We start from the raw sequence: 20,712 nt of genomic DNA, 5'->3' as shown, positions 1-20,712 counted from the left end.
TCAGGCGCGCGCTGCGTCGAGGCGGGGGAGGGCGCCCTCGGCGATCAGCTCCCGGACCCGGAACTTCTGGATCTTCCCCGAGGCGGTCAGCGGCAGCCCGTCCGCGAGGTACCACCGGGCCGGGATCTTGTGCGGGGACAGCTGCTCGCGGCAGAGGGCGACGCACTCCTCGACGTCCGGGCCCTCCGGGCGGTCGGCGGCGGGCAGCAGCACCGCGGCGACGATCTCGCCCCACCGGTCGTCCGGCACCCCCACCACCAGGGCGTCGCGGACGCCCGGCAGCGTGCTGAGGAAGGACTCGACAGGCCCGGGCGCGATGTTCTCGCCGCCCCGGATGATCAGGTCGCTCAGCCGGCCCTCGATCCGGACCGCGCCGGTCGCGTCCATCGAACCGAGGTCCCCGGTGTGCAGCCAGCCGTCCGCGTCCACCTTCCGCGCGGTGGCCTCCGCGTCGCCGTAGTACGCGAGGAGCTGCTGGTAGCCGCGGGCGCAGATCTCGCCGGGGACGCCGAGCGGCTGCACCCGGCCGGTGTCCGGGTCCACGATCTTGCACGCGACGTGCGGCAGCGGCCGGCCGACGGTGCTGGTCTTGTCCTCGGCGGTGTCGTCCGGGCGGGTCAGGGTGACCACGGACGCCAGCTCGGTCTGCCCGTACAGGTTGAACACCGTGGTCGAGAACAGTTTCTCGGTCTCGGTGATGAGCTGCGGGCGCACCGGCGCCGCGCCGGTGAGGACGGAGGAGAGCCGGGCCGGCGCGCCGTCGGCGGAGCGTGCCACGTCGTTCAGGGCGGTCAGCACCGTCGGCACACTGGTGAGCACCGCGCCGGGGGAGCGGCGCAGCACCTCGAAGAGGACCTTGGGGTCGAAGCGCTCCAGGAGCGTGAAGACGCCCCCGCTCCACAGCGGCCCCAGGCAGGAGATGACACAGCCGGCGGTGTGGAACATCGGCAGCGGGGAGACCACGGTCGCGCCGTCGTGGACGCCGAGCCCCTCGAAGGTCAGACGGGCCACGTTGACCACGGACCGGTGTGAGAGCAGCACCGCCTTCGGGTCGCCGGTGGTGCCGGAGGTGAACTGGATCTGCGCCGGGACCGCGGCGATCTCCTCCTGCGAGGGCAGCGGCGCGGCACCGCGCAGCGACTCCCACGCGGCGAGCGGCACGACGTGCCGCAGACCCGGCAGGTCCGGCGTCACCGCCCGTACCGTCCCGGCCATGTCGTAGCCCCGGACGGCGTCGGCGTGGATCAGCATCTCGGCCTCGGAGGTGCGCAGGGCGTGGGTCAGCTCGCCGGCCCGCAGCGCCGGGTTGAGCGTCACCAGCGTCACCCCGGCCAGCGCCGCCGCGTACGCGACGATCGGCCACTCCGGGACGTTCGGCGCCCACAGGGCGACCCGCGCGCCGAGTCCGACGCGCTCCCGCAGCCCGCCGGCCACGCTCTCGGCCTCGGCCAGCAGTTCGGCGTACGTCCAGCGGCGCGGGGCGCCGCCGTCGTCCGGGACCGACTCCAGGGCCGGGGCGTCCGGCCGGCCCGCGGCGACCTCGCGCAGCAGGGAGCCGACGGTGTGGTCCGAGAGCGGCGCCCCGGTGTCCGCGGGGCGGAGCGACTCGACGAGAGGGGTCTCGATGTGCGGAACGTCGGCGTGCGGGGTGTCGGTGCGCGGGGCGGCCGGTGCGGTGCTGACCTGCATGGTGAGTCTCCTCGGCGGTGGGCTGCCGGTCCGTCCGGCGCTGGTCCCATCCCACCGCGCGGGCCCCTGGCGCCGGATCCCCCGGCGGCTGGAAGCCGTTCCCTCCCGGGAGGGAACCGGACGAGGGAGGCAGGAGCCGTGCAGATCCCGTCCAGGACCGGCCGTCCGGCCGCCGGTAGCGTGCGCCCGGCTTGTGCCCGCCCTCGACCGGAGGCCGCGGGAGCGAAAGGAGTCGCAGGTGGAAGTGACGGCGGGCTGGCCGGCCCTGGACGGCATACGGGTCCTCGATCTCTCGCGGCTGCTGCCCGGCGGATTCGCGACGGTGCTGATGGCCGACCTCGGCGCCGACGTGGTCAAGGTGGAGAGCCCGGACGGCGGCGACTACGGCAGGCTGGTCGAGCCGGAGACGTTCGCGGCGCTCAACCGCAACAAGCGCTCCCTCGTCCTGGACCTGCGCGACCCGGCCGGGCGGGACACCCTGCTGCGCCTGGTGGAGCGCAGCGACGCCGTGGTGGAGAGCCACCGGCCCGGCGTCCTCGACGCCATGGGCCTCGGGTACGCGCGGCTGCGCGAGGCCAACCCGCGGGTGGTGCTGTGCTCGATCACCGGCTTCGGACAGCACGGCCCCTACGCCTCCCGGCCCGGCCACGACCTCAACTTCCTCGCCCTGTCCGGCTTCTTCGCCGTGCCGCACCGCCCCGGCGAGCGCGTCGACCGGGTCGGCCTGAGGATCGCCGACCTCGCCGGAGCGATGTACGCGGCGCTGTCCACCGCGGTCGCGGTCGCCTCCGCCCGCGCCACCGGCCACGGCCAGCACCTCGACGTGTCGCTGCACGAGGCGGCCGCGGCCTGGGCCGGACCGCTCGCGCTGCCTCTGCGCACGCTGCCCGACCCCGCCGGCAGCCCCCTGGTCACCGGCGACAACGACGTGTTCACCGCCGCCGACGGCGGCCGGATCGCGCTCGCGACCTTCGAGGACAAGTTCTGGCTGACCTTCCGCACGGCCTTCGCCGGGGAGTTCCCCGAGCTCGACGACGACGCGTACGACCGCCGCGCGGCGCGCACCCGGGCCCGAAGGCCGGTCCGGGAGCTGCTCACCGGCGTCTTCGCCCGCCGCGACCTGGCCTGGTGGTGCGCCGCGCTCGCCGGACTGGATCTGCCCTGGGCGCCGGTGTACGAGACCGCCGACGCGTTCCTTGCCGACGCGCACGTCGAAGCCCGTGACCTGGTGGGGACCCTGCCGGGGTCGCCGACCGAGGAGCCGCGCCGTCAGGTCCGCTTTCCCGTCCTGTTCGGTGCCGGACTCGACTCGCTGCGCGGCGCCGCCCCCGGCCACGGCGAGCACACCGCCGAGATCCTCGCGGAGCTGGATCGATGAGCGGGCGCGGCGCGTTCGCGGAGAGCGCCGAGCACCGGGCACTGCGGGAGGCCGTCGCCGCGTTCGCGCGCGGCCGGGGCGACGGCGGTCCCGACCCGCGCTCCCCGCAGGAGCTCTGGGCGGAGGCGGGACGGCTCGGATACCTCGGGGTCAACCTGCCGGAGGAGTACGGTGGCGGGGGCTGCGGCATCACCGAACTCTCGCTCGTCATGGAGGAACTCGGCGCGGCCGGCAACCCGTTGCTCATGCTGGTGGTGTCGCCCGCCATCTGCGGCACGGTCATCAGCCGCTTCGGCACGCCGGAACAGAAGCGCCGGCTGCTGCCCGGACTGGCCGACGGCTCCTCCCGGATGGCCTTCGGCATCACGGAGCCGGACGCCGGATCCAACTCCCACCGCCTGACCACCTTCGCCCGCCGGGACGGCACGGACTGGCTGCTCACCGGCCGAAAGGTCTTCGTCTCCGGGGTCGACGAGGCCGACGCCACCCTGGTCGTGGGCCGGACTGCGGACGCCCGCACCGGCCGTCTCAAGCCCTGCCTCTTCGTCGTCCCGCGCGACACCCCCGGCTTCGCCCACCACGAGATTCCGATGGAACTCAGCGCCCCCGAGCGGCAGTTCGAACTCGTCCTGGACGATGTACGGCTGCCCGCGGACGCACTGGTCGGCGAGGAGGACGCGGGGCTCCAGCAGCTCTTCGCCGGGCTCAACCCCGAACGCATCATGATCGCCGCGTTCGCCGCCGGTCTGGGCCGGTACGCCCTGGACAAGGCCGTGGACTACGCCCGCACCCGGCAGGTGTGGTCGGCCCCGATCGGCGCCCACCAGGCCGTCGCCCACCCGCTCGCCCGGATCCACGTCGAGCTGGAACTCGCCCGGCTGATGACCCGCAAGGCCGCCGAACTCTACGACGCGGGCGACGACATGGCCGCGGGCGAGGCCGCCAACATGGCCAAGTACGCCGCCGCCGAGGTGTGCGCCCATGCCGTCGACCAGGCGATCCACACCCTGGGCGGCAACGGTCTGACGACCGAGTACGGGCTCGCCTCGCTGCTGACGCTCTCCCGGGTGGCGCGGATCGCCCCGGTGAGCCGGGAGATGATCCTCAACTTCGTCTCGCACTACACCCTGGGGCTGCCGAAGTCCTACTGACCCCGTCCCTGTGTACGACCGCGGCCCCGCCGGAAAACCGGCGGGGCCGCGGTCATGAGGGGCCGGACGCGGCGGGGGAACCGCGAGCGGCGGGGGCCCGTACGGCGGGGGGCGCCGTACAGCCCCCGGATCAGTGGGCCAGGGAGAGGCCGACGCCCTGTTCGACGGCCCGCGCGTACACGGCGGCGGCCAGCGCGATGTCCTGGACGCCCATGCCGAACGGGTTGATCACCACCCGGTCGTCCCCGGCGACCGTCCGCGCGTAGTCGCCGGCGAACAGCTCCGGCAGGGAGGCGTCCACCGACCGGCCGCCCGCCGGGGCGTCGGTCCCCGGGCCGGCGACGCGGCCGGCCCGGGCCAGCCTGCCCAGCAGCCGGTGGTCGTCCTCGACGACCAGCTCCCAGTCGTCGACGAACAGGTGGTCGCAGCCCAGCAGCAGGCTCTCGGCCGCGTCGTCGAGGGACACGTTGACGAAGGTCCCGCCCGTCGGCACCCAGTCCAGCTCCACGTACGGCTCGGTGGTCGTCGTCACCGCGACCGTCACCTGGGCCCGCTCGACGGCGGAGCGGGCGTCCGCGGTCACCGTGACGGCGACCGCCGGGTCCGCCGCGCGCCAGCGGGCGGCCAGCTCCTCGGCCCGGTCCGCGTCCTGGTCGTGCACGAACAGCTCCTTGACGCCGGGGCAGGCGCTCGCCAGCAGCTCCCGGTGGACCTCGGCCTGCCGGCCGCAGCCGAGGAAGGCCACCCGTCGGACCGCCGCCAGGTCGCGTACGGCGCGCAGCGCGGCGATCGAGACGCCGGCCGTGCGCAGGGCGCTGATCCGGCCGCCCTCCATGATGCAGACCGGCCGTGCGGTCTCCGGGTCGTCGAGCACGACCAGCCCGGCGGCACGCGGCCGGCCGAGGAGCCGGTTGCCCAGCGAGGCGTTGATGATCTTGCAGCCGTAGGCGCCGTCCGCCCAGCCGGGCAGGATGAGGCTGCGCGCCGACGCCCCGGACGGGGTGGTCCAGCGCAGCGCGGCCTCGGGGGTGAGTCCCGCCTCCTTGCGCCGGTAGGCGAGCAGCGTGTCGTGCGCCAGGTCGGCGACGGGCAGCCCGTCGCAGAGCCGGGCCACGTCGGCGCTGTCCAGATAGGTGAGCGTCGTGTCGTCGTGCGGGGTCATCGGTGCGTTCCCTTCCGAGGGTTCGGCAGTTTCCGCGGATTCGGCGGGGTGGGCGTGGGCGGTTCCCCCGCACGCACCCGGTCCAGCAGGTCCAGGGCCGCGCGGATCTCCCCGGTGCAGCCGGGGCCGCCGTCGGCCGGGGCGTCGCGGAGCTGCGGGTACTTCTCCCCGCTGTCCGGGCAGACGCAGGCGATCTCCCGCAGCGACGGGTCGAGGAGCGCCCGGGAGACGGCGGCGAGCACCGCGGCCCCGCCGCTGCCGCCGAGCGAGATCCCGGTCCGCCGTGCGACCAGCGCGCAGGCCGCGGCGGCCGCCTGGTCCGTCAGCCGCACCACATGGTCCACATGGTGCGGCTCGACGAAGCCCGACACCTGTCCGGAGCCGAAGCCCATCAGCTTGAACGGCCGGTCGGCGGGGGCCCCGCCGAGCGCCGAGGACCCCACGGCGTCGACCGCGACGACCCGGGTGCCCGGGGCGTGGTCGCGGAAGAACTGCGCGATCCCCGCCAGCGTGCCCCCGGTCGACACGGCCACGGCGACCGCGTCGAACCGGCCGTCCGGTGCGGCCTTCATCAGTTCCGCGGCGGTCTGCCACTCGTGCACCCCGGGGTTGGCGGGGCTCTCGTACTGGTTGGTCCACACGGCGTCGGAGCCGGCCGCAACGATCTCCCGCACGGCCTGGAGCCGGGCCCTGAGGGTCCGGCCGCCCGGCACCTCGCGTACGGTCACCACGTCGGCGCCGTACGCGCGCATCCGCGCGACGCTGGCGGGCGGTGTGCTCGGCTCGACCACCAGCGTGCAGCGGTAGCCGCGCTGCGCGCAGAGCCCGGCGAGCGCCACGCCCAGGTTGCCGGAGGTCGACTCGACCACCCGCATCCCCGGACGCAGCGCCCCGCTCGACTCCAGGGCGTTCAGCAGGGCCTCCGCCGTACGGGCCTTGATCGACCCGAAGGGGTTCTCGGCCTCCAGTTTCAGCCAGATCCGCACGGTCCGGTCGCCGACCGGGACGACGACCGGCCGCAGGGGCGTGTCGCCGATGGCCGCCAAGGGCGCCGCGAGAGCTGTGGTTTCGGTCATGGTGCTCAGTCCTTGAGGCTGTCGACACGGGCCGTCGGCTGCTGCCGCACGGTCGGGACGGTCCGCTGGGGACCGATGTCGGCGAGGTCGTAGCCGTGCGGGTAGCCCGGGTACGTCCGCGCGGTCGGCCGGGTCATCAGCCGCGCCATCAGCCGCGGCGCGACGCGCTCGGCCCCTGCGTGGCCGCGCAGCCCGGCGCAGTGGACGGCCCGCACCCACCGGGGCGGGGTGGGCAGGTCGAGGGCGTCCAGGGCAGGCGCGTCCAGCCGGCACGGCAGCGTGGCCGCGACCAGGTCGCTGACCGGGCGCCGGTACCAGGACGCGTACAGGTTCAGGATGTTGGTGCCGACGCGGTGGTTGCTCGCGGCCCGCTGGAAGCGGGCCTGCTCGTACTCGCTGTTGAACTGCTCGAACGAGGCGTAGTCGGTGGGGAGTTCACGGATGTTCATCCGCTCGCCGACACTGGTGAAGAAGTAGAAGGCGGCCAGCCGCTCCGTCTCGGAGGTCCGCCGCCAGGCCCAGCGGTCGATCCAGCGGATCGGCTCGAAGATGAAGGTCGACAGGACGTACAGCATGTCCTCGTTGGCGATGTCGAACCTGCGGTGCGCCTGGTTGATCTGCCGGATCGTCTGGCGCCCGCGCGTGGAGTCGTAGCCGCCGCGCACCAGTTCGCCGAGCAGGATCCGGGTGTCGTCGTATCGTTTCTGCGCGTGCAGGGCGAACTCGCCGCTGCCGTCCAGGACGTCGGAGATGGCGGGCACGCAACAGGTGCGCCAGATCGCCACCTCGAGCCCACGGCCGTAGTCCCAGGGGAACTCGCGGTCGGAGGAAATGCGATGGATCTCCTGGTGGTCCGCCTTCGGGTCGAGGGTCTCCAGATGTCTGAGTGTCGCGTAACGGTCTCGCATGCGTACCCCGTTCACAATGGGTCACAGTGGGGGAAGTCGGTCGAGGGCGTGCGCCTACAGCGGGGTGGACCCCGCGGCGCTGGTGACCTCGGGCCGAGTGGGGTCGAACCGCTGCGTCTCGAAGCGCCACTGGAGCTGGCCGGTGAGCCAGCTCCGCAGCCCCGCGACGTGGCGTTCCAGGCGGTCCGCAGGGAGGAGCTCGCGCTGCGCGGGCGTCAGGCGCTCCACGAAGGAGGAACTGAGCTCGGTGAAACGGTCGAAGCGGCCCTGGACCATCTCCCCGACGGCGTCCGCGGCGGTCTGCAGGTCCGTACCGTGCGCGTGCCGGTGGACCAGGACCAGGTTGTGCGGGTCGCCGAGCAGCGCCTCCTTCTCGCAGCTGAACAGGTCGTTGGTCCACAGGTCCGCGTCGGAGAGCGCCGCGTTCATCTCGGCGAACGCCGGCAGCGTGTATATCTCCTCCGGCACCTCGAAGTGCGTGGTGACCTCGATGAGGTCGAGGTACGGCATGAGCGCGCGGCCGCGGTGGCCGATGTACTCGTCCAGGCCGGGGACGCGGCCCGTGAGCCGGTTCTCCGACTCCCACACGCAGGTGTCGAAGAAGGCCCCGATGTGCGCGGCGAGCCGCCGGCGCCAGGCCGGCGAGGTCAGCGGGGCGGTGCGGCGCCACAGGTCCGCGTAGGCGGGGCGGAACACCTGGGTGAGGGTGTGTGCCGCCGGGCCGGGGGCGTCGTCGACGGAGCCGTCCTCGGTGAACCAGCCGAGCACCTCGTCGCAGACCTCGCGCAGGCGCTCCGGCTCCGTGCCGAGGGAGGTCTCGTCGAACTGGTCGTCCAGGACCAGCATGCAGCTGATCCAGTCGGTCACGAGCTGGAGCTCCTCGGCACCGGAGTGCGGGTACGCCCTGCCCATCAGGGTGCCGAGCAGGGAGCGCTCGTGGTGGCGGCGGGCGGCCTCGTCGGGGGCGAGGCCGAAGCGGGACACGAAGGCCCGGGCTCCGGCCTCCGCCCGGTCGGCGAACGGACTGAGCTCCGGAGGGAACTCCACATGGATGTGCGGCATGCGCAGGGACACGGTGTCACCCGTCGTTTCGAGTCGCGGTGCAGGGATCAGGGGCGCGGGGGGTGTGGGGGTGTGGGGGTGTGAGGGAACAGCGGGGGCCTCGGTCCGGCGGCATCCGCCGGGCGGGCTCAGCCGGGCAGCTGGAGGGACTTGACCTCCTGGAACTCCTGGATGCCGTGGCGGCCGAGCTCCCGGCCGTTGCCGGACTGCTTGTAACCCCCGAACGGAGCCGCGGCGTTGAACTTCGCGCCGTTGACGTCGACCTGGCCCACCCGTAGCCGGCGGGCCACGGCGACGGCGCGGTCCTGGTCGCCGGACCAGACGGTCGCGGCGAGGCCGTAGTCGGAGTGGTTCGCGAGGGACACCGCCTCGTCGTCGTCCTCGAACGCCATGACCGCGAGAACGGGTCCGAAGACCTCCTCGCGGGCCAGCGGCGAGGACGGGCTGACGTCCGTCCAGACGCTCGGCGCCACGTAGTGGCCGGTCGGGGGCAGCGCGGCCGCGGCGTCCTGGCCGGCGACCTGACGGGCGCCCGAGCGGGCGGCCTGCGCCAGATGGCCGAGGACCCGCTCCCGCTGCCCGGCGGAGGCGAGCGGGCCCAGCAGGGTCGCCGGGTCCTCGGGGTCGCCCGGCAGATAGCCGGCGACGACCGCGCGGGCGATGTCCAGCGCGTCGTCCAGCCGCGCCCGCGGCACCAGCAGCCGGGTGCGGGCGGTGCAGGTCTGTCCCGCGTTGTGCAGGGCGCTGCGGACCCCGTCCTCGACCGCGGCGGCCAGGTCGGCGTCCGGCAGGACCAGCGTGGCGGACTTGCCACCGAGCTCCAGGCAGGTCTTCTTGACCGTACGGGCCGCCACCGCGCCGACCTCCCGGCCGGCCTCCAGCGACCCCGTGAAGGACACCAGGTCGACGCCGTCGTCCGCGGTCAGCGCGGCGCCCGCCGTCGCGCCCCGGCCGGGCACCAGGTTGAAGACGCCCGGCGGCAGCCCGATCCCGTCGATGAGCTCCGCGAGGAAGTACGAGGAGAGCGGGGCGAGTTCACTCGGCTTGAGCACCAGAGTGCAGCCCGCCGCGACGGCCGCACCGATCTTGGCGACCGCCTGGTGCAGCGGGTAGTTCCACGGGGTGATGGCGCCGACCACGCCGACCGGCTCGCGCACCACGAGGGAGTGCCCGATCCGCTCCTCGGCCGTGGCCGCGGCGAGCTCCGCCGTGAAGCCGTCGAGCACCCGCACCGGCAGCCCCGCCTGGACGCGCCGGGAGAACGTGATCGGCGACCCCATCTCCCGCGTGACGGTCTCCGCCAGCTCGTCCTGATGCTTCACCAGGGCCTCGCGCAGTGTCGTCAGGGCCGCCGCGCGCTCCTCGACGCCGGTCGCCGCCCAGCCGGGCAGCGCCCGGCGGGCCGCGTCCACCGCGCGCCAGACGTCCTCGCTGCCGCAGTCCGGGACCTCGCCGACGATCCGCAGGGTCGCCGGGTTCTCCACGGCGATCGTGCCGGTGGCGCGCGGGGCGGTCCACCGGCCGCCGACGTAGACCTGGTGCAGGGGGAGGGAATTCATGGCGTGACGGGTCTCTTTCGGCAGGGTCGAATGAGTTGAATTCCTCCGGCGAACGGGCAGGAGGGAGGGAATTAACGACGTGACGGCGGACCAATGTACGGAGCCCAGACGCCGGTGGACTGGATGAATTCTGTATGTCGAACTGCCGCCCGAATCTGGTGGTGACGACCCGTGAAAAGGCGTTAAAGTGCGGTGCTTGAAATGCCGGGACGGGTGAGTTCCCGGCCGTTCGGGAAGACCAGGGAAGCAGGCCGTCAGTGATACCAAGCCCGGTACGTGCCCGGAATACCGCAAGCCCGGACGGGCGTTGGCTGCGCCGGCCCCGCCCGGTGCCCGCGCCGAGGATCCGCCTGGTGTGCCTGCCGCACGCGGGCGGCACCGCCGGCGCGTTCTACGGCTGGGCCGACGCCCTGCCGGACGACGTGGAACTCGTCACGGTGCAGTACCCCGGGCGGCAGGACCGCTTCGGCGAGGCGTGCGTCAGCGCCATGGGTCCGCTCGCCGACAGCGTGGCGCGGGAGCTGCTGCCGCTGTTCGGCCGGCCGGTCGCGCTGCTCGGCCACAGCATGGGCGCGGCCCTCGCGTACGAGGTCACCCTGCGTCTGGAGACGCTCTACCGGGCCCGGCCGCGGCACCTGTTCGTCTCGGGACACGGTTCGCCGCTGAGCCCCCGCGGCGGCCGGGACCTCCATCTGCGGGACGACGACGCCATGGTCGAGGGTCTGCTCGCGCTCGGCGGCATGGACCCGGCGGTGGTCGCCGAGCCGGAACTGCTGGCCCTGCTGCTGCCGTCGTTCCGCGCCGACCTGACCCTGATCGAGACCTACCGGCCCGCCGCGGCGCGGCCGGTGACCGTGCCGGTGACGGCGTACGTGGGGAACGCCGACCCGGGCGTGCCCGTCGCGCACGCCGCCGCCTGGTCGGATGCGACGTCCGGGGAATTCTCCCTGCAGGTCTTTTCCGGCGACCATTTCTCCCTCGTGCAGGGGAGTGAGATCGTCACGGACGTCGCCCGCGTTCTTGCCGGCCCGAACTGATCCCCCCGCATGCCCCTCTCCTGAGCCCCCGGCTTCCCCCTCCTTTCCTCGACTTCCCCGCGCACCCGACCGCCGGCCGCCGCGGGAATTCTCTCCGGCGCCGTATCGGCACCGCCCGCACGAAGTCATCCCGACCCGACGTATTTCCTGTTCCAAGGAGCCTTTCGACATGCTGCCCGACGACGACGTGGCCACGAAGGTCCGCGCACTCATGGTCGACGCCCTCGATCTCCGCCTCGACCCCCAGGACATCGGTCCGCAGGTCTCGCTCTACTCGCCGATGATCCAGCTCGACTCGCTCAACCTGCTCCAGCTCCTGCTCGCCGTCGAGACCGAGTTCGGCGGCCACGTCGAGGACGAGGACGTCATGGAGGCCGACCTGGAGACCGTCGGCGACCTGATCGAGCTCGTCCGCCGGCATGTCGCCGGCCTGCGGACGGAGACCCCGGCATGAAGGCCGTGCGCAACCAGTACCTGCTCGACGAGGACGACGTCCCGACCCACTGGTACAACATCCTCGCCGACCTCGACGTGCCGGCCTCCGACGTCCGCCGGGCCCGGCCCGCCGCACGGCCGGACGTCGACGCGACCGGCGACGCGCAGACCGCCGACCGCGGGTCCACCGGGGCCAACATCCCGCTCTCCATGTACCGCGGCAGCGTCGGCACCGAGCGCCATGTGAAGATCCCCGACCCGGTGCGCGCGCAGTACCAGCGCTGGCGCCCCACGCCGCTCATCCGGGCCCACCGCCTCGAACAGGCGCTCGGCACCCCCGCGCACATCTACTACAAGTACGAGGGCGCCAACGCCTCCGGCAGCCACAAGCTCAACTCGGCGCTCGCGCAGGCCTACTACTACAAGAAGGCCGGCGTCCAGGAGATCACCACCGGCACCGGCGCCGGCCAGTGGGGCACCGCGCTGTCGATGGCCTGCCACGCCCTCGACCTCGCCTGCACCGTCTTCATGGTCGACTGCAGCTACCGGCAGAAGCCCTACCGCCGGGTCCTGATGGAGCTCAACGGCGCCCGCGTCATCCCCAGCCCGAGCGGCACCACCGAGGCGGGCCGCGCCCTGCTCGCTGCCTCGCCCGACGGCGACGGCAGCGTCGCCATCGCCAACGCCGAGGCCCTCGAACACGCCAGGACCGTGACCCGCGGCGCCTTCGCCGTCGGCAGCGGCGAGAACCACGTCCTGCTGCATCAGACGGTCATCGGCGAAGAGGCCCTGCTCCAGATGGAGCTGGCCGGGGAGTTCCCCGACGTGGTCATCGGCGCGATGGGCGCGGGCAGCAACTTCGCCGGGCTCGCGTTCCCCTTCCACCGGGAGAAGCTGCGCACCGGAGCCGCGACCCGGCTGGTCGCCGTGGAGCCCGAGGCGTGCCCCAAGATGACCCGGGGCCGCTACGCGTGGGACTACAACGACTTCTCGGGCACCACCCCCATGACGAAGATGTACACCCTCGGCCACACCTTCGTCGCACCCGGCGTGCACGCCGGCGGACTGCGCTACCACGGCGCCGCGCCGCTGGTGAGCGCCCTCTACGACCGTGGCCTGATGGAGGCCGTGGCCTACGGGCAGAAGGAGGTGTTCGAGGCCGGGGCGTTCTTCGCCCGCACCGAGAACCTCATCCCCGCCCCCGAGTCCGCGCACGCCGTCAAGTGCGCCATCGACGAGGCCGTACGCGCCCGCGAGGAGAACCAGCCGCGCGTCATCCTCTTCAACGTCAGCGGCCACGGCCTGCTCGACCTGTCCGCGTACGACCAGTACCTGGCGGGAACTCTGGAGGACCACGTGGTCTCCGACAGCCACATCGCCGCCTCGCTGGCCGGGCTGCCCGCCCTCGACCCGGTCGGCGGCCGCCCGTGAACCTCAGCCCCACCGAGGAACAGACCGCCCTCGTCGACCGGTTCCGCCGGCTCGGCCGGGACCTCGGCGCCGACCTCCCGGCCCGGGAACGCACCGGGACGCTCCAGCCCGGTGACTGGCAGCGCTGCGCCGACGCCGGAGTCCTCGGCCTCCCCGTGCCCCGCGCCTACGGCGGCCTCGGTCTGAACCCGCTGACCTGCGCCCTCGCCCTGGAGGGCCTGGGCGAGGGCTGCCGCGACAACGGCCTCATGATCGCGCTCGGCGCACACATCTGGGCCGCCGAGATCCCGCTTCTGCTCTTCGGCAGCGAGGAGCAGAAGAACCGCTATCTGCCCGGACTCTGCGACGGCCGGCTGATCGGCGCCCACGCCATCACCGAGGCCGGATCCGGCTCCGACGCCCTCTCCCTCACCGCCACCGCCCGCCGCGACGGCGACCACTACGTCCTCGACGGCGCCAAGCGCTTCGTCACCAACGCGCCCCTCGCCGACGTCTTCCTCGTGTACGCCACCGTCAACCCGGCCCTCGGGTTCACCGGCGTCACCGCCTTCCTCGTCGAACGCGGCCACGGGGGACTGACCGTCGAGACCCGCTACGAGAAGGCCGGACTGCGCACCGCGCCCTGGGGCGAGATCACCCTCAGCGGCTGCCGCGTCCCGCTCTCCGCGCGGCTCGGCGCGGAGAAGCAGGGCTCCCGCATCCTCGCCGCCACCATGGCCTGGGAACGCTCGCTGATCCTGGCCCCGCTGCTCGGCGCCATGGGACGCCAGATCGACGACTGCGTCCAGTACGCGCGCACCCGCGAGCAGTTCGGCCGGAACATCGGCAAGTTCCAGTCCGTGTCCCACCGCATCGTCGAGATGCGGATCCGGCTCGACGAGGCCCGGCTGCTCACCCACCGGGCCGCCTGGGACCTCGAGCGGGACGTCGCCTCGCACTACGCCGAGGCGGCCCAGCTCCGCACCAGCGAGTCCGCCGTCGAGACCTTCCTCGACGCCCTCCAGGTGTACGGCGGCCTCGGCTACACCACCGACACCGACGTCGAACGGAATCTGCGCGACGCGCTCGGCACCCGGATCTCCTCCGGCACCTCCGACATGCAACGGCTGGTGATCGCCGAGAAGCTCGGCCTCACCACCCGCGCCCGCGCCGCGTCTCCCCGCCCCGCAGGAGCCCGCCATGCGCACGCTGAATGAGCTGCTGACCCACACCGCGGCCGCCCGGCCCACGGCCGAGGCGGTCCGCCACCGGGGCCGCTCCACCGACTACGCCGGCCTGGACCGGGCGGCCACCGCGCTCGCCGCGACCCTGCGCGAGCAGGGCGTCCGCCCCGGCGACCGGGTGGGCCTGTGGTTCGGCAAGTCGACCGAGACCCTCGTGACCCTCCACGCGATCCTCAAGTGCGGGGCCGCGTACGTCCCGGTCGACCCGGCCACGCCCGTCGCCCGCGCCGCGTACATCCTCGGCGACTGCGCCGTCCGCTGCCTGGTCACCGACGCGCCCCGGCTCGCCCTGCTCCAGGAGCACAGGGTTCCCGCCGCGCTGCGCACGACCGTCCTCGTCGGCGACGAGCGCGTCCCGCCCGGCGACCCGGCCCTCCGGTCGACGAGCTGGGCGGAGGCCGTGGACCGGCCGGCGCCCGACGGGTTCACGCCCGCCGCCGTCGGCCCCGACGACCTCGCCTACATCCTCTACACGTCCGGATCCACCGGCACGCCCAAGGGCGTCATGCTGTCCCACCGCAACGCGCTGGCGTTCGTCGACTGGACCGTGACCGAGTTCGGGCTGACCGCCGAGGACCGGCTGTCCTCCCACGCCCCCGTCCACTTCGACCTCTCCGTCTTCGACGTCTTCGCCGCCGTGAGCGCCGGCGCCTGCCTCGTCCTCGTGCCCGAGCACCAGCGGGCCCTCGGCCCGGCGCTCAACCGGCTGGTCGCCGAGGAGGGCGTCACCGTCTGGTACTCGGTGCCCGGCGCCCTCATCAGGATGCTCGACGCCAAGAACCGCGCCCTGCTGGAGAGTTCACGGCTGCGGACCGTGCTCTTCGCGGGCGAGCCGTTCGCGCTCAAGCATCTGCGGCGGCTGCGCGCGGCGCTGCCAGGAGCGGCCCTGCACAACCTGTACGGCCCGACCGAGACCAACGTCTGCACCCACCACCGGGTCACCGAAGCCGACCTCGCCCCCGACCGCACCGCGTCCCCGCCCATCGGCCGCCCCTGCCCGTACGCCGACGCCCGGCTCCTCGGCCCGGACGGCCTGCCGGTCCCCGACGTCCCCGGCGCCGAGGGCGAACTCTGCGTCACCGGCGACTCGGTGATGCTCGGCTACTGGGGCCGCACCCCGCCCGCCGAGGCCGCCGGGGGAGCGGCCCGGACCCACCGCACCGGCGACCTCGTCCGGTCGCTGGAGGGCGGCGGCTACCTCTACCTCGGCCGCCGCGACCACATGATCAAGATCCGGGGGCACCGGGTCGAACCGGAGGAGATCGAGGCCGTCCTGATGCGCCTGCCCGACGTCCACGAGGCGGTCTGCGTCGCCGTCCCGGACGCCGACGGCAACCAGGAGCTCCAGGCCCATGTGGTGCCCGCCGACGGCGCGGCCCCCGGCCCTGCCGACCTGCGCGCCCACTGCATGGCGAGCCTCCCGCGCTACATGGTCCCCGCCGCCTTCCACCTCGCCGGCTCCTTCCCCCGCACCTCGACCGGCAAGACCGACCGTCGGGCCCTGGCCGCCCTTCCCCTCCAGGAGGCGGCGTGACCGCCCGCGTGCTCACCCTGCGCCGGCCGAGCCGGCTGCTCGGCCGCGACAAGGGCGTCAACATCGTCCTGCCCGGCGGCTACAGCGAGGACGGCCCCGCCCACCCCGTCCTGTACCTGCTGCACGGCTACGGCGGCAGCAAGGACACCTGGCTCGTCAACACCCGTCTCGTCGACCTGGTCAGGGACAGCAGGACCATCGTCGTCCTGCCGCAGAGCGGACGCCGCTGGTTCGTCAACGACCACGCCGGAATGCGGTACGAGGACCACCTCGTCCACGAACTCGTGCCGGCGGTCGACGCGCGGTTCCACACCCGCGCCGACCGCTCCGGGCGCGCCGTCGGCGGCTTCTCCATGGGCGGGGCCGCCGCACTCTTCCTGGGCCTGCGGCACCGCGACGTCTTCGGAGCGGTCGCCTCGCACGCCGGGGCCTTCGAGGCGCCGCTGCGGACCGGGGACCCGTACGCCACGTTCCGCTCGGACCCCGCGTTCGCCATGCCCACGGTGGAGAGCCACGAGCGGGTCTGGGGCCCGCCCGGCAGCGAGACCCGGCGGCGCTACGACCCGTACCGCCTGATCGGACAGGACAGCCGCACCCCGCCGCCCGCCCTCTACCTGGACATCGGCTCCGAGGACCACGACCGGATGCGGGCCATGAACCGCCGCGTCCGCGACGCGCTGCGCGAGCGCGGCCACGAGGTCGCGTACCACGAGCGGCCCGGCGGCCACGACTGGCGGTTCGTCGACGGCGCCCTGCCCGCCTCGCTGGAATTCGTCGCCCGCCACACCGAGGAGCGGACGCATGAACGCATCTGAACCCTCCCTCCTGGTCACCCGCCCCCTCCCGGGCGTCGTCACGGCCGCCCTGAACCGGCCCGCCCGCAGGAACGCCCTGAACGAGGACCTGTTCGCCCGCCTCACGGACCTCTGCGCCGGACTGCGTGCCGACCCCTCCGTACGGGTGCTCGTCCTGACCGGCGCCGGGGACACCTTCTGCGCCGGGTACGACATCGACGAGGTCGGCCGGATCGCCGCACTGCCCCCGCTCGACCTGCTCGACCTGCTGCACCGGCAGGCCGAGGCGATCACCGGACTGACGGCTCTGCCGCAGACCGTGATCGCCGCCGTCGACGGCTCCGCCGTCGGCGCCGGGCTCTCCCTGGCGCTCGCCGCCGACATCCGGCTCGCCGCGCCCGGCGCCCGCTTCCGGGCCTCCTTCGTGAAGATGGGGCTCTCCGGCGGCGACATGGGCGCCTCCTGGCTGCTGCCCCGGCTGACCAACCTCGGCTTCGCCTCCGACATGATGCTCACCGGCCGGTTCGTGGCCGCCGACGAGGCCCTCGCCCGCGGCCTGGTGAGCCGGGTGACCGCCCCCGGCGAACTGGCCGCCGCCGCGCTCGGCTGCGCCGCCGAGATCGCCGCGAACAGCCCGGTCTCGCTTGCCCTCACCAAGCAGGTCCTCCAGGCCAACACCGACGCGCCTTCGCTGGCGGCCGCCCTCGAACGGGAGGCCCCCGTCCAGGTCGTCGCCGCCCACTCGCCGGACGTCCGCGAGGCGGTGGCCGCCTTCCGGGCCCGCCGCGCCCCCGACTTCGCCGCGGCCCGGCCCACCGACCCCCAGCACGCCGGGGACGCCGTCCCTCGGCGAACCCCTCCTGAAAGGAACCCCACGTGACCACCGAGAACGGCTGGCAGCCCCGGATCCTGCGCCCCGCCGACGTCGGCGCCGACGCCACCCCGCAGGGCCTGGAGGAGTACCTGCGGGCCACCGACGTCGGCCGGCTCCTGGCCGAGGAGCGCGCCGTCTACTTCCGCGGCTTCGGGATCACCGCCGACAGCTACGACGGCGCCGCCGACCTGCTGCTGGCGAACCGGCTCGCGTACGTCCACGGCAACTCGCCGCGCACCAAGGTCGGCCGCAACCTCTACACCTCCACCGAGTACCCGGCCGAATTCGAGATCTCCATGCACAACGAGATGTCGTACGCGCACACCTGGCCCTCGCGGATCCTGTTCTTCTGCGACGTGGCGGCGGCCACCGGCGGTGCGACCCCGCTCGTCGACGGCCGGCTCTGGCTGGAGTCCATCGACCCGGAGATCCGAGCGGCCTTCACCCCCGGCGTCCGCTACACCCAGAACCTCCACGACGGCATGGGCTTCGGCAAGAGCTGGCAGGCCACCTTCGAGACCGAGGACCGGTCCGAGGTCGAGGCGTTCCTCGACGGCGCCGAGGCCGAGTGGAGCTGGCAGTCCGACGGCACCCTCCGCGTCACCCAGCTCCGCCGGGCGACGCTGGAGCACCCGGTCACCGGCACGGAGGTCTGGTTCAACCAGGCCGACCAGTGGCACACCGCCGGACTCGGCGACGACGCCGCCGCGCTCGCCGAACTCATCCCCGAGGACGAGCTCCCGCAGAACGCGTTCTTCGCCGACGGCAGCCCCATCCCGGCCGAGTTCATCACCCACGTCCAGGAGATCGGCATGAAGACCGCCGTGGACGTCGCCTGGGAGGTCGGTGACCTGCTGCTCGTCGACAACGTCGCGGTCGCGCACGGCCGCCGCGCGTTCACCGGGCAGCGCCGGATCCTGGTCGCCATGGCCTGATCCGCGCCCGCTCCCGTACACGCCTCGAAGGGCCGGCCCGAGTGGGCCGGCCCTTCGAGGCGTTCACGGTGAGGGCGGGAGGCGTCAGGACGCCCACCGGTCGAGGGCGGCCAGGAACGCCGGCACGTCGTCCGCGATCCGGCCGGTCGCCGCGAACCGCTGCGACGGCAGCTCTTCGACGACGCGCCGCAGCGTCTCCTCCGTCTCCCGGACGACCGGCGCGAAGTCGAGCCGCAGCAGCTTCGCCACCGCGCCCAGCGTGCTGCGCGGGCCCGCGCCCAGGACCTGCCCGGCGCGGCCCCCGGAGGAGACCGGGGCGTCGCCGCCCCGGTCCACGAAGACCACCAGGTCCACCGGGAGCGGTCGGGCCGGGGCGGCCCCGGCCCCGGGGCGCACCGGAAACAGGTACTCCCGCCCCCGGTGGTCCGCAGGCAGTTCCGAGGCGTGCCCCTCGACCGGCGTCCCGGTGACCCGCTCGATCAGAGCCCGGTCGTCCGGATGCGCCCGGCACTCCCACGCGCCGCTCAGGAACAGCGGGACGACGGCCCGTTCCCCGGTCACGAACACCAGATCCTCCGCGACCACCCGCCAGCCGTGGGCGAAGGCCGCCAGACCGAGGGTGGACTTGCCCGACCCGGACGCCCCGGCGAGCAGCACGGTGAACCCGTCGTCGCGGGTGACGGCCACGCCGTGGATCAGCGCCATCCCGCCGCTCAGCATCAGCGGGGCGATCAGCGCCATCCGCGTCAGCTTGCGCCGGAACGCCTCGTGGCTCGCGGACACCTCCACGAGGGCGCCGGGTGCGCCGCCGGGGAGGGGAGCGTCGTCGGCGCGCGGCGTCCCGTCGGCTGCGCCGTGGGCGTGGGCAGGGTCGGGCGACGCCGCCAGCAGTCCGGCCGTGCCCGAGGCCTCCCGGGCCGGCCAGTGGATCCGGCGGACGTACCCGCTCTCGCTGTACGCGGCCCAGGGCCCGCCCGGCGCCGGCGGCGGCTCGCCGGACGGCGGGCGGTACGCGTCCACCGCCCGCACCCGCAGCCGGACCGCCCCCGGGCCGGGGAGCGGTCCGGCGCCGCGGGCCAGCGCCCCCGTGAAGACGTCGAGCCCCTCGACCGGGTCGACCCCGTCCCAGAACGACCCTCCCGCGCCCGGCGGCACGGCGAACTCCCAGTCCGCCACGACCCGTTCGGAGACCAACCGCCCGGAGACGGCCGGGCTCGGACGGCCGGGGGCGGCCGGGCCCGCGGCGGGCGCACCCGGGGCGGCCCGGCCCGGGGCCGCCGGGCCAGGGGCGCTCAGGTCACTTGTCACGGTAGGCGGCCTGCCTCGCCATCGTGTGGAGCTCGGCGGCCCAGTCCGGGTCCAGCGCCCCGCGCACCGCGGCTCGCGCGGTCTCGATGCGCTCCGCGACCACCGCCTCCACCCGGTCGCGCACCCCGGTCCGGATGAGCACCTCGTGCAGCCGCTCGGGGTCGGCCCCGGTGAGGTCGTCGCCGACCAGCTCCCGTACCTCCGCCTCGTGGCGCAGCGCGATCGACATCAGCAGCGTCATCTTGTGCTGCTTGAAGTCGAGCTGGGCGGGCTTGCCGATCACGTCGGAGCTGCCGAACGCGTCCAGCAGATCGTCCCGGAGCTGGAACGCCTCGCCGAGCGCGAGACCGTACCGCTCGAACGCGGGCTGCAGCTCCTGCGCTCCGGCCAGCTCCGCGCCCATGGCCAGCGGCCGGTAGACCGTGTAGCGGCCGGACTTGAACAGCGCTATCCAGCTCGACAGTTCGGGGTCCGGCACGAACCGGGCGGCGGCCCGTACGTCCAGGAACTGGCCGATCATCAGCTCCGTGCACAGCTCGCCCCAGATCCGCCGGGCGTGCGGCGGACAGTCGACGAGCAGCCGCTCCGCGTACACCAGCGCGAGATCGCCGGCGAGGACGGCGACGCTCTCGCCGTACCGGCGGGGCTCGCCGCGCCAGTCCCGCTCCGTGTGCAGCGTCGAGTGCAGGACGTGCGCGGTCGGCTCGTTGCGGCGCAGCCCCGAGTCGTCCATGACGTCGTCGTGCAGGAGCGCGAAGGTGTGCAGCAGCTCCAGGGCGGCCGCCACGTCGACGACGACCTGCGCCTCCGGGTCGCCGCCGCCGGCGAGATAGCCGGCGATGCAGAACGCGGGACGCAGGCGCTTGCCCCCGCTGCCCACCATGCGGCTCACGCAGTCGATCAGTTCGGCCGAATCCGGGTTGAGCGCCGCCCAGGAACGGCGCTCCTCGGCGAGGAATTCATGAATACGTCGCTCCACCCGCGCCAAGACGCGGTCGCGTGTTTCGCGGGCGGCGACACCAGTGAATTCTTGACTCACCGGGAAGGTAGTGGACATGCGGATCTCCTGATACCGGGTAGACCTCAACATGCTCTTTCTCGCACACCCAAGAGCCCGCGAAAAGAGGCAGCTTGGCGTATAGGCGCTGTCCAGAGG

At 73.8% G+C, this 20,712-nt stretch carries 18 protein-coding genes; 10 read left to right on the top strand and 8 right to left on the bottom strand.

What is annotated here, in order from left to right; translation table 11 throughout:
* Positions 1-1,689 carry a class I adenylate-forming enzyme family protein gene (locus OG462_RS07700; protein WP_406055743.1) on the bottom strand — a complete coding sequence of 563 codons (1,689 nt, stop codon included), beginning with the start codon at positions 1,687-1,689 and terminating at the stop codon, positions 1-3.
* A 238-nt stretch (positions 1,690-1,927) separates the two neighbouring features.
* On the opposite strand from OG462_RS07700, the gene OG462_RS07695 reads away from it, so the two are divergent.
* Both OG462_RS07695 and OG462_RS07690 read left to right on the top strand, forming a co-directional pair.
* Complete coding sequence (locus tag OG462_RS07695; RefSeq protein WP_406055741.1) at positions 1,928-3,067, top strand: CaiB/BaiF CoA transferase family protein; 1,140 nt, start codon at positions 1,928-1,930, stop codon at positions 3,065-3,067.
* Entirely contained in the window at positions 3,064-4,218 is a 1,155-nt protein-coding gene (locus OG462_RS07690) for an acyl-CoA dehydrogenase family protein (protein WP_383051503.1), read from the top strand. The genes OG462_RS07695 and OG462_RS07690 overlap by 4 nt, the downstream gene beginning before the upstream one ends.
* A 130-nt stretch (positions 4,219-4,348) precedes the next feature.
* On the opposite strand, the gene OG462_RS07685 is transcribed toward OG462_RS07690, so the two are convergent.
* The 5 genes from OG462_RS07685 to OG462_RS07665 all read right to left on the bottom strand — a co-directional run bounded on the left by OG462_RS07685 (position 4,349) and on the right by OG462_RS07665 (position 9,985).
* Positions 4,349-5,380 (bottom strand): ornithine cyclodeaminase, encoded by a 1,032-nt coding sequence (locus OG462_RS07685; protein WP_406055739.1) that lies wholly within the window; start codon positions 5,378-5,380, stop codon positions 4,349-4,351.
* Complete coding sequence (locus OG462_RS07680; protein WP_406055737.1) at positions 5,377-6,456, bottom strand: cysteine synthase family protein; 1,080 nt, start codon at positions 6,454-6,456, stop codon at positions 5,377-5,379. Before OG462_RS07680 ends, OG462_RS07685 begins: the two co-directional genes overlap by 4 nt.
* A gap of 5 nt (positions 6,457-6,461) precedes the next feature.
* The gene (locus OG462_RS07675; protein WP_406055735.1) at positions 6,462-7,364 is read right to left on the bottom strand and encodes a DUF2236 domain-containing protein; all 903 of its coding nucleotides are present in this window, start codon (positions 7,362-7,364) and stop codon (positions 6,462-6,464) included.
* Between the two features lie 54 nt (positions 7,365-7,418).
* Entirely contained in the window at positions 7,419-8,438 is a 1,020-nt protein-coding gene (locus tag OG462_RS07670) for a terpene synthase family protein (RefSeq protein ID WP_406055733.1), read from the bottom strand.
* Positions 8,439-8,554: 116 nt separating this feature from the next.
* Positions 8,555-9,985, bottom strand: coding sequence for an aldehyde dehydrogenase family protein (locus OG462_RS07665; RefSeq protein WP_406055731.1), 1,431 nt, complete (start codon positions 9,983-9,985; stop codon positions 8,555-8,557).
* 353 nt (positions 9,986-10,338) lie between these two features.
* Here OG462_RS07665 and OG462_RS07660 point away from each other — a divergent pair, with 353 nt between their 5' ends.
* The 8 genes from OG462_RS07660 to OG462_RS07625 all read left to right on the top strand — a co-directional run bounded on the left by OG462_RS07660 (position 10,339) and on the right by OG462_RS07625 (position 18,248).
* A complete protein-coding gene (locus tag OG462_RS07660) occupies positions 10,339-11,022 on the top strand; it encodes a thioesterase II family protein (protein ID WP_406055729.1) in 684 nt (227 codons plus the stop codon).
* 169 nt (positions 11,023-11,191) lie between these two features.
* Positions 11,192-11,476 (top strand): phosphopantetheine-binding protein, encoded by a 285-nt coding sequence (locus OG462_RS07655; protein ID WP_037640250.1) that lies wholly within the window; start codon positions 11,192-11,194, stop codon positions 11,474-11,476.
* Positions 11,473-12,888 (top strand): TrpB-like pyridoxal phosphate-dependent enzyme, encoded by a 1,416-nt coding sequence (locus tag OG462_RS07650; RefSeq protein WP_406055727.1) that lies wholly within the window; start codon positions 11,473-11,475, stop codon positions 12,886-12,888. Before OG462_RS07655 ends, OG462_RS07650 begins: the two co-directional genes overlap by 4 nt.
* On the top strand, positions 12,885-14,084 hold the full coding sequence (locus OG462_RS07645; protein WP_406055725.1) for an acyl-CoA dehydrogenase family protein: 1,200 nt from the start codon (positions 12,885-12,887) through the stop codon (positions 14,082-14,084). Before OG462_RS07650 ends, OG462_RS07645 begins: the two co-directional genes overlap by 4 nt.
* Entirely contained in the window at positions 14,068-15,645 is a 1,578-nt protein-coding gene (locus OG462_RS07640; RefSeq protein WP_406055723.1) for an amino acid adenylation domain-containing protein, read from the top strand. Before OG462_RS07645 ends, OG462_RS07640 begins: the two co-directional genes overlap by 17 nt.
* Entirely contained in the window at positions 15,642-16,460 is an 819-nt protein-coding gene (locus OG462_RS07635) for an alpha/beta hydrolase (protein ID WP_406055721.1), read from the top strand. The genes OG462_RS07640 and OG462_RS07635 overlap by 4 nt, the downstream gene beginning before the upstream one ends.
* The gene (locus OG462_RS07630; protein ID WP_406055719.1) at positions 16,447-17,319 is read left to right on the top strand and encodes an enoyl-CoA hydratase/isomerase family protein; all 873 of its coding nucleotides are present in this window, start codon (positions 16,447-16,449) and stop codon (positions 17,317-17,319) included. The genes OG462_RS07635 and OG462_RS07630 overlap by 14 nt, the downstream gene beginning before the upstream one ends.
* Entirely contained in the window at positions 17,316-18,248 is a 933-nt protein-coding gene (locus OG462_RS07625; RefSeq protein ID WP_406055717.1) for a TauD/TfdA family dioxygenase, read from the top strand. The genes OG462_RS07630 and OG462_RS07625 overlap by 4 nt, the downstream gene beginning before the upstream one ends.
* An 84-nt stretch (positions 18,249-18,332) precedes the next feature.
* Here OG462_RS07625 and OG462_RS07620 read toward each other — a convergent pair whose 3' ends face one another.
* A complete protein-coding gene (locus OG462_RS07620; protein WP_406055715.1) occupies positions 18,333-19,556 on the bottom strand; it encodes a hypothetical protein in 1,224 nt (407 codons plus the stop codon).
* Positions 19,546-20,613: a polyprenyl synthetase family protein gene (locus tag OG462_RS07615; RefSeq protein WP_383860147.1), complete on the bottom strand. Its 1,068-nt coding sequence runs from the start codon at positions 20,611-20,613 to the stop codon at positions 19,546-19,548. The genes OG462_RS07620 and OG462_RS07615 overlap by 11 nt, the downstream gene beginning before the upstream one ends.
* Positions 20,614-20,712 lie beyond the last annotated feature (99 nt).

The organism is Streptomyces sp. NBC_01077, assembly GCF_045162855.1.
In the GTDB taxonomy this organism is placed as follows: Bacteria; Actinomycetota; Actinomycetes; order Streptomycetales; family Streptomycetaceae; genus Streptomyces.
This window is presented reverse-complemented; position numbering and strand designations above follow the sequence as displayed.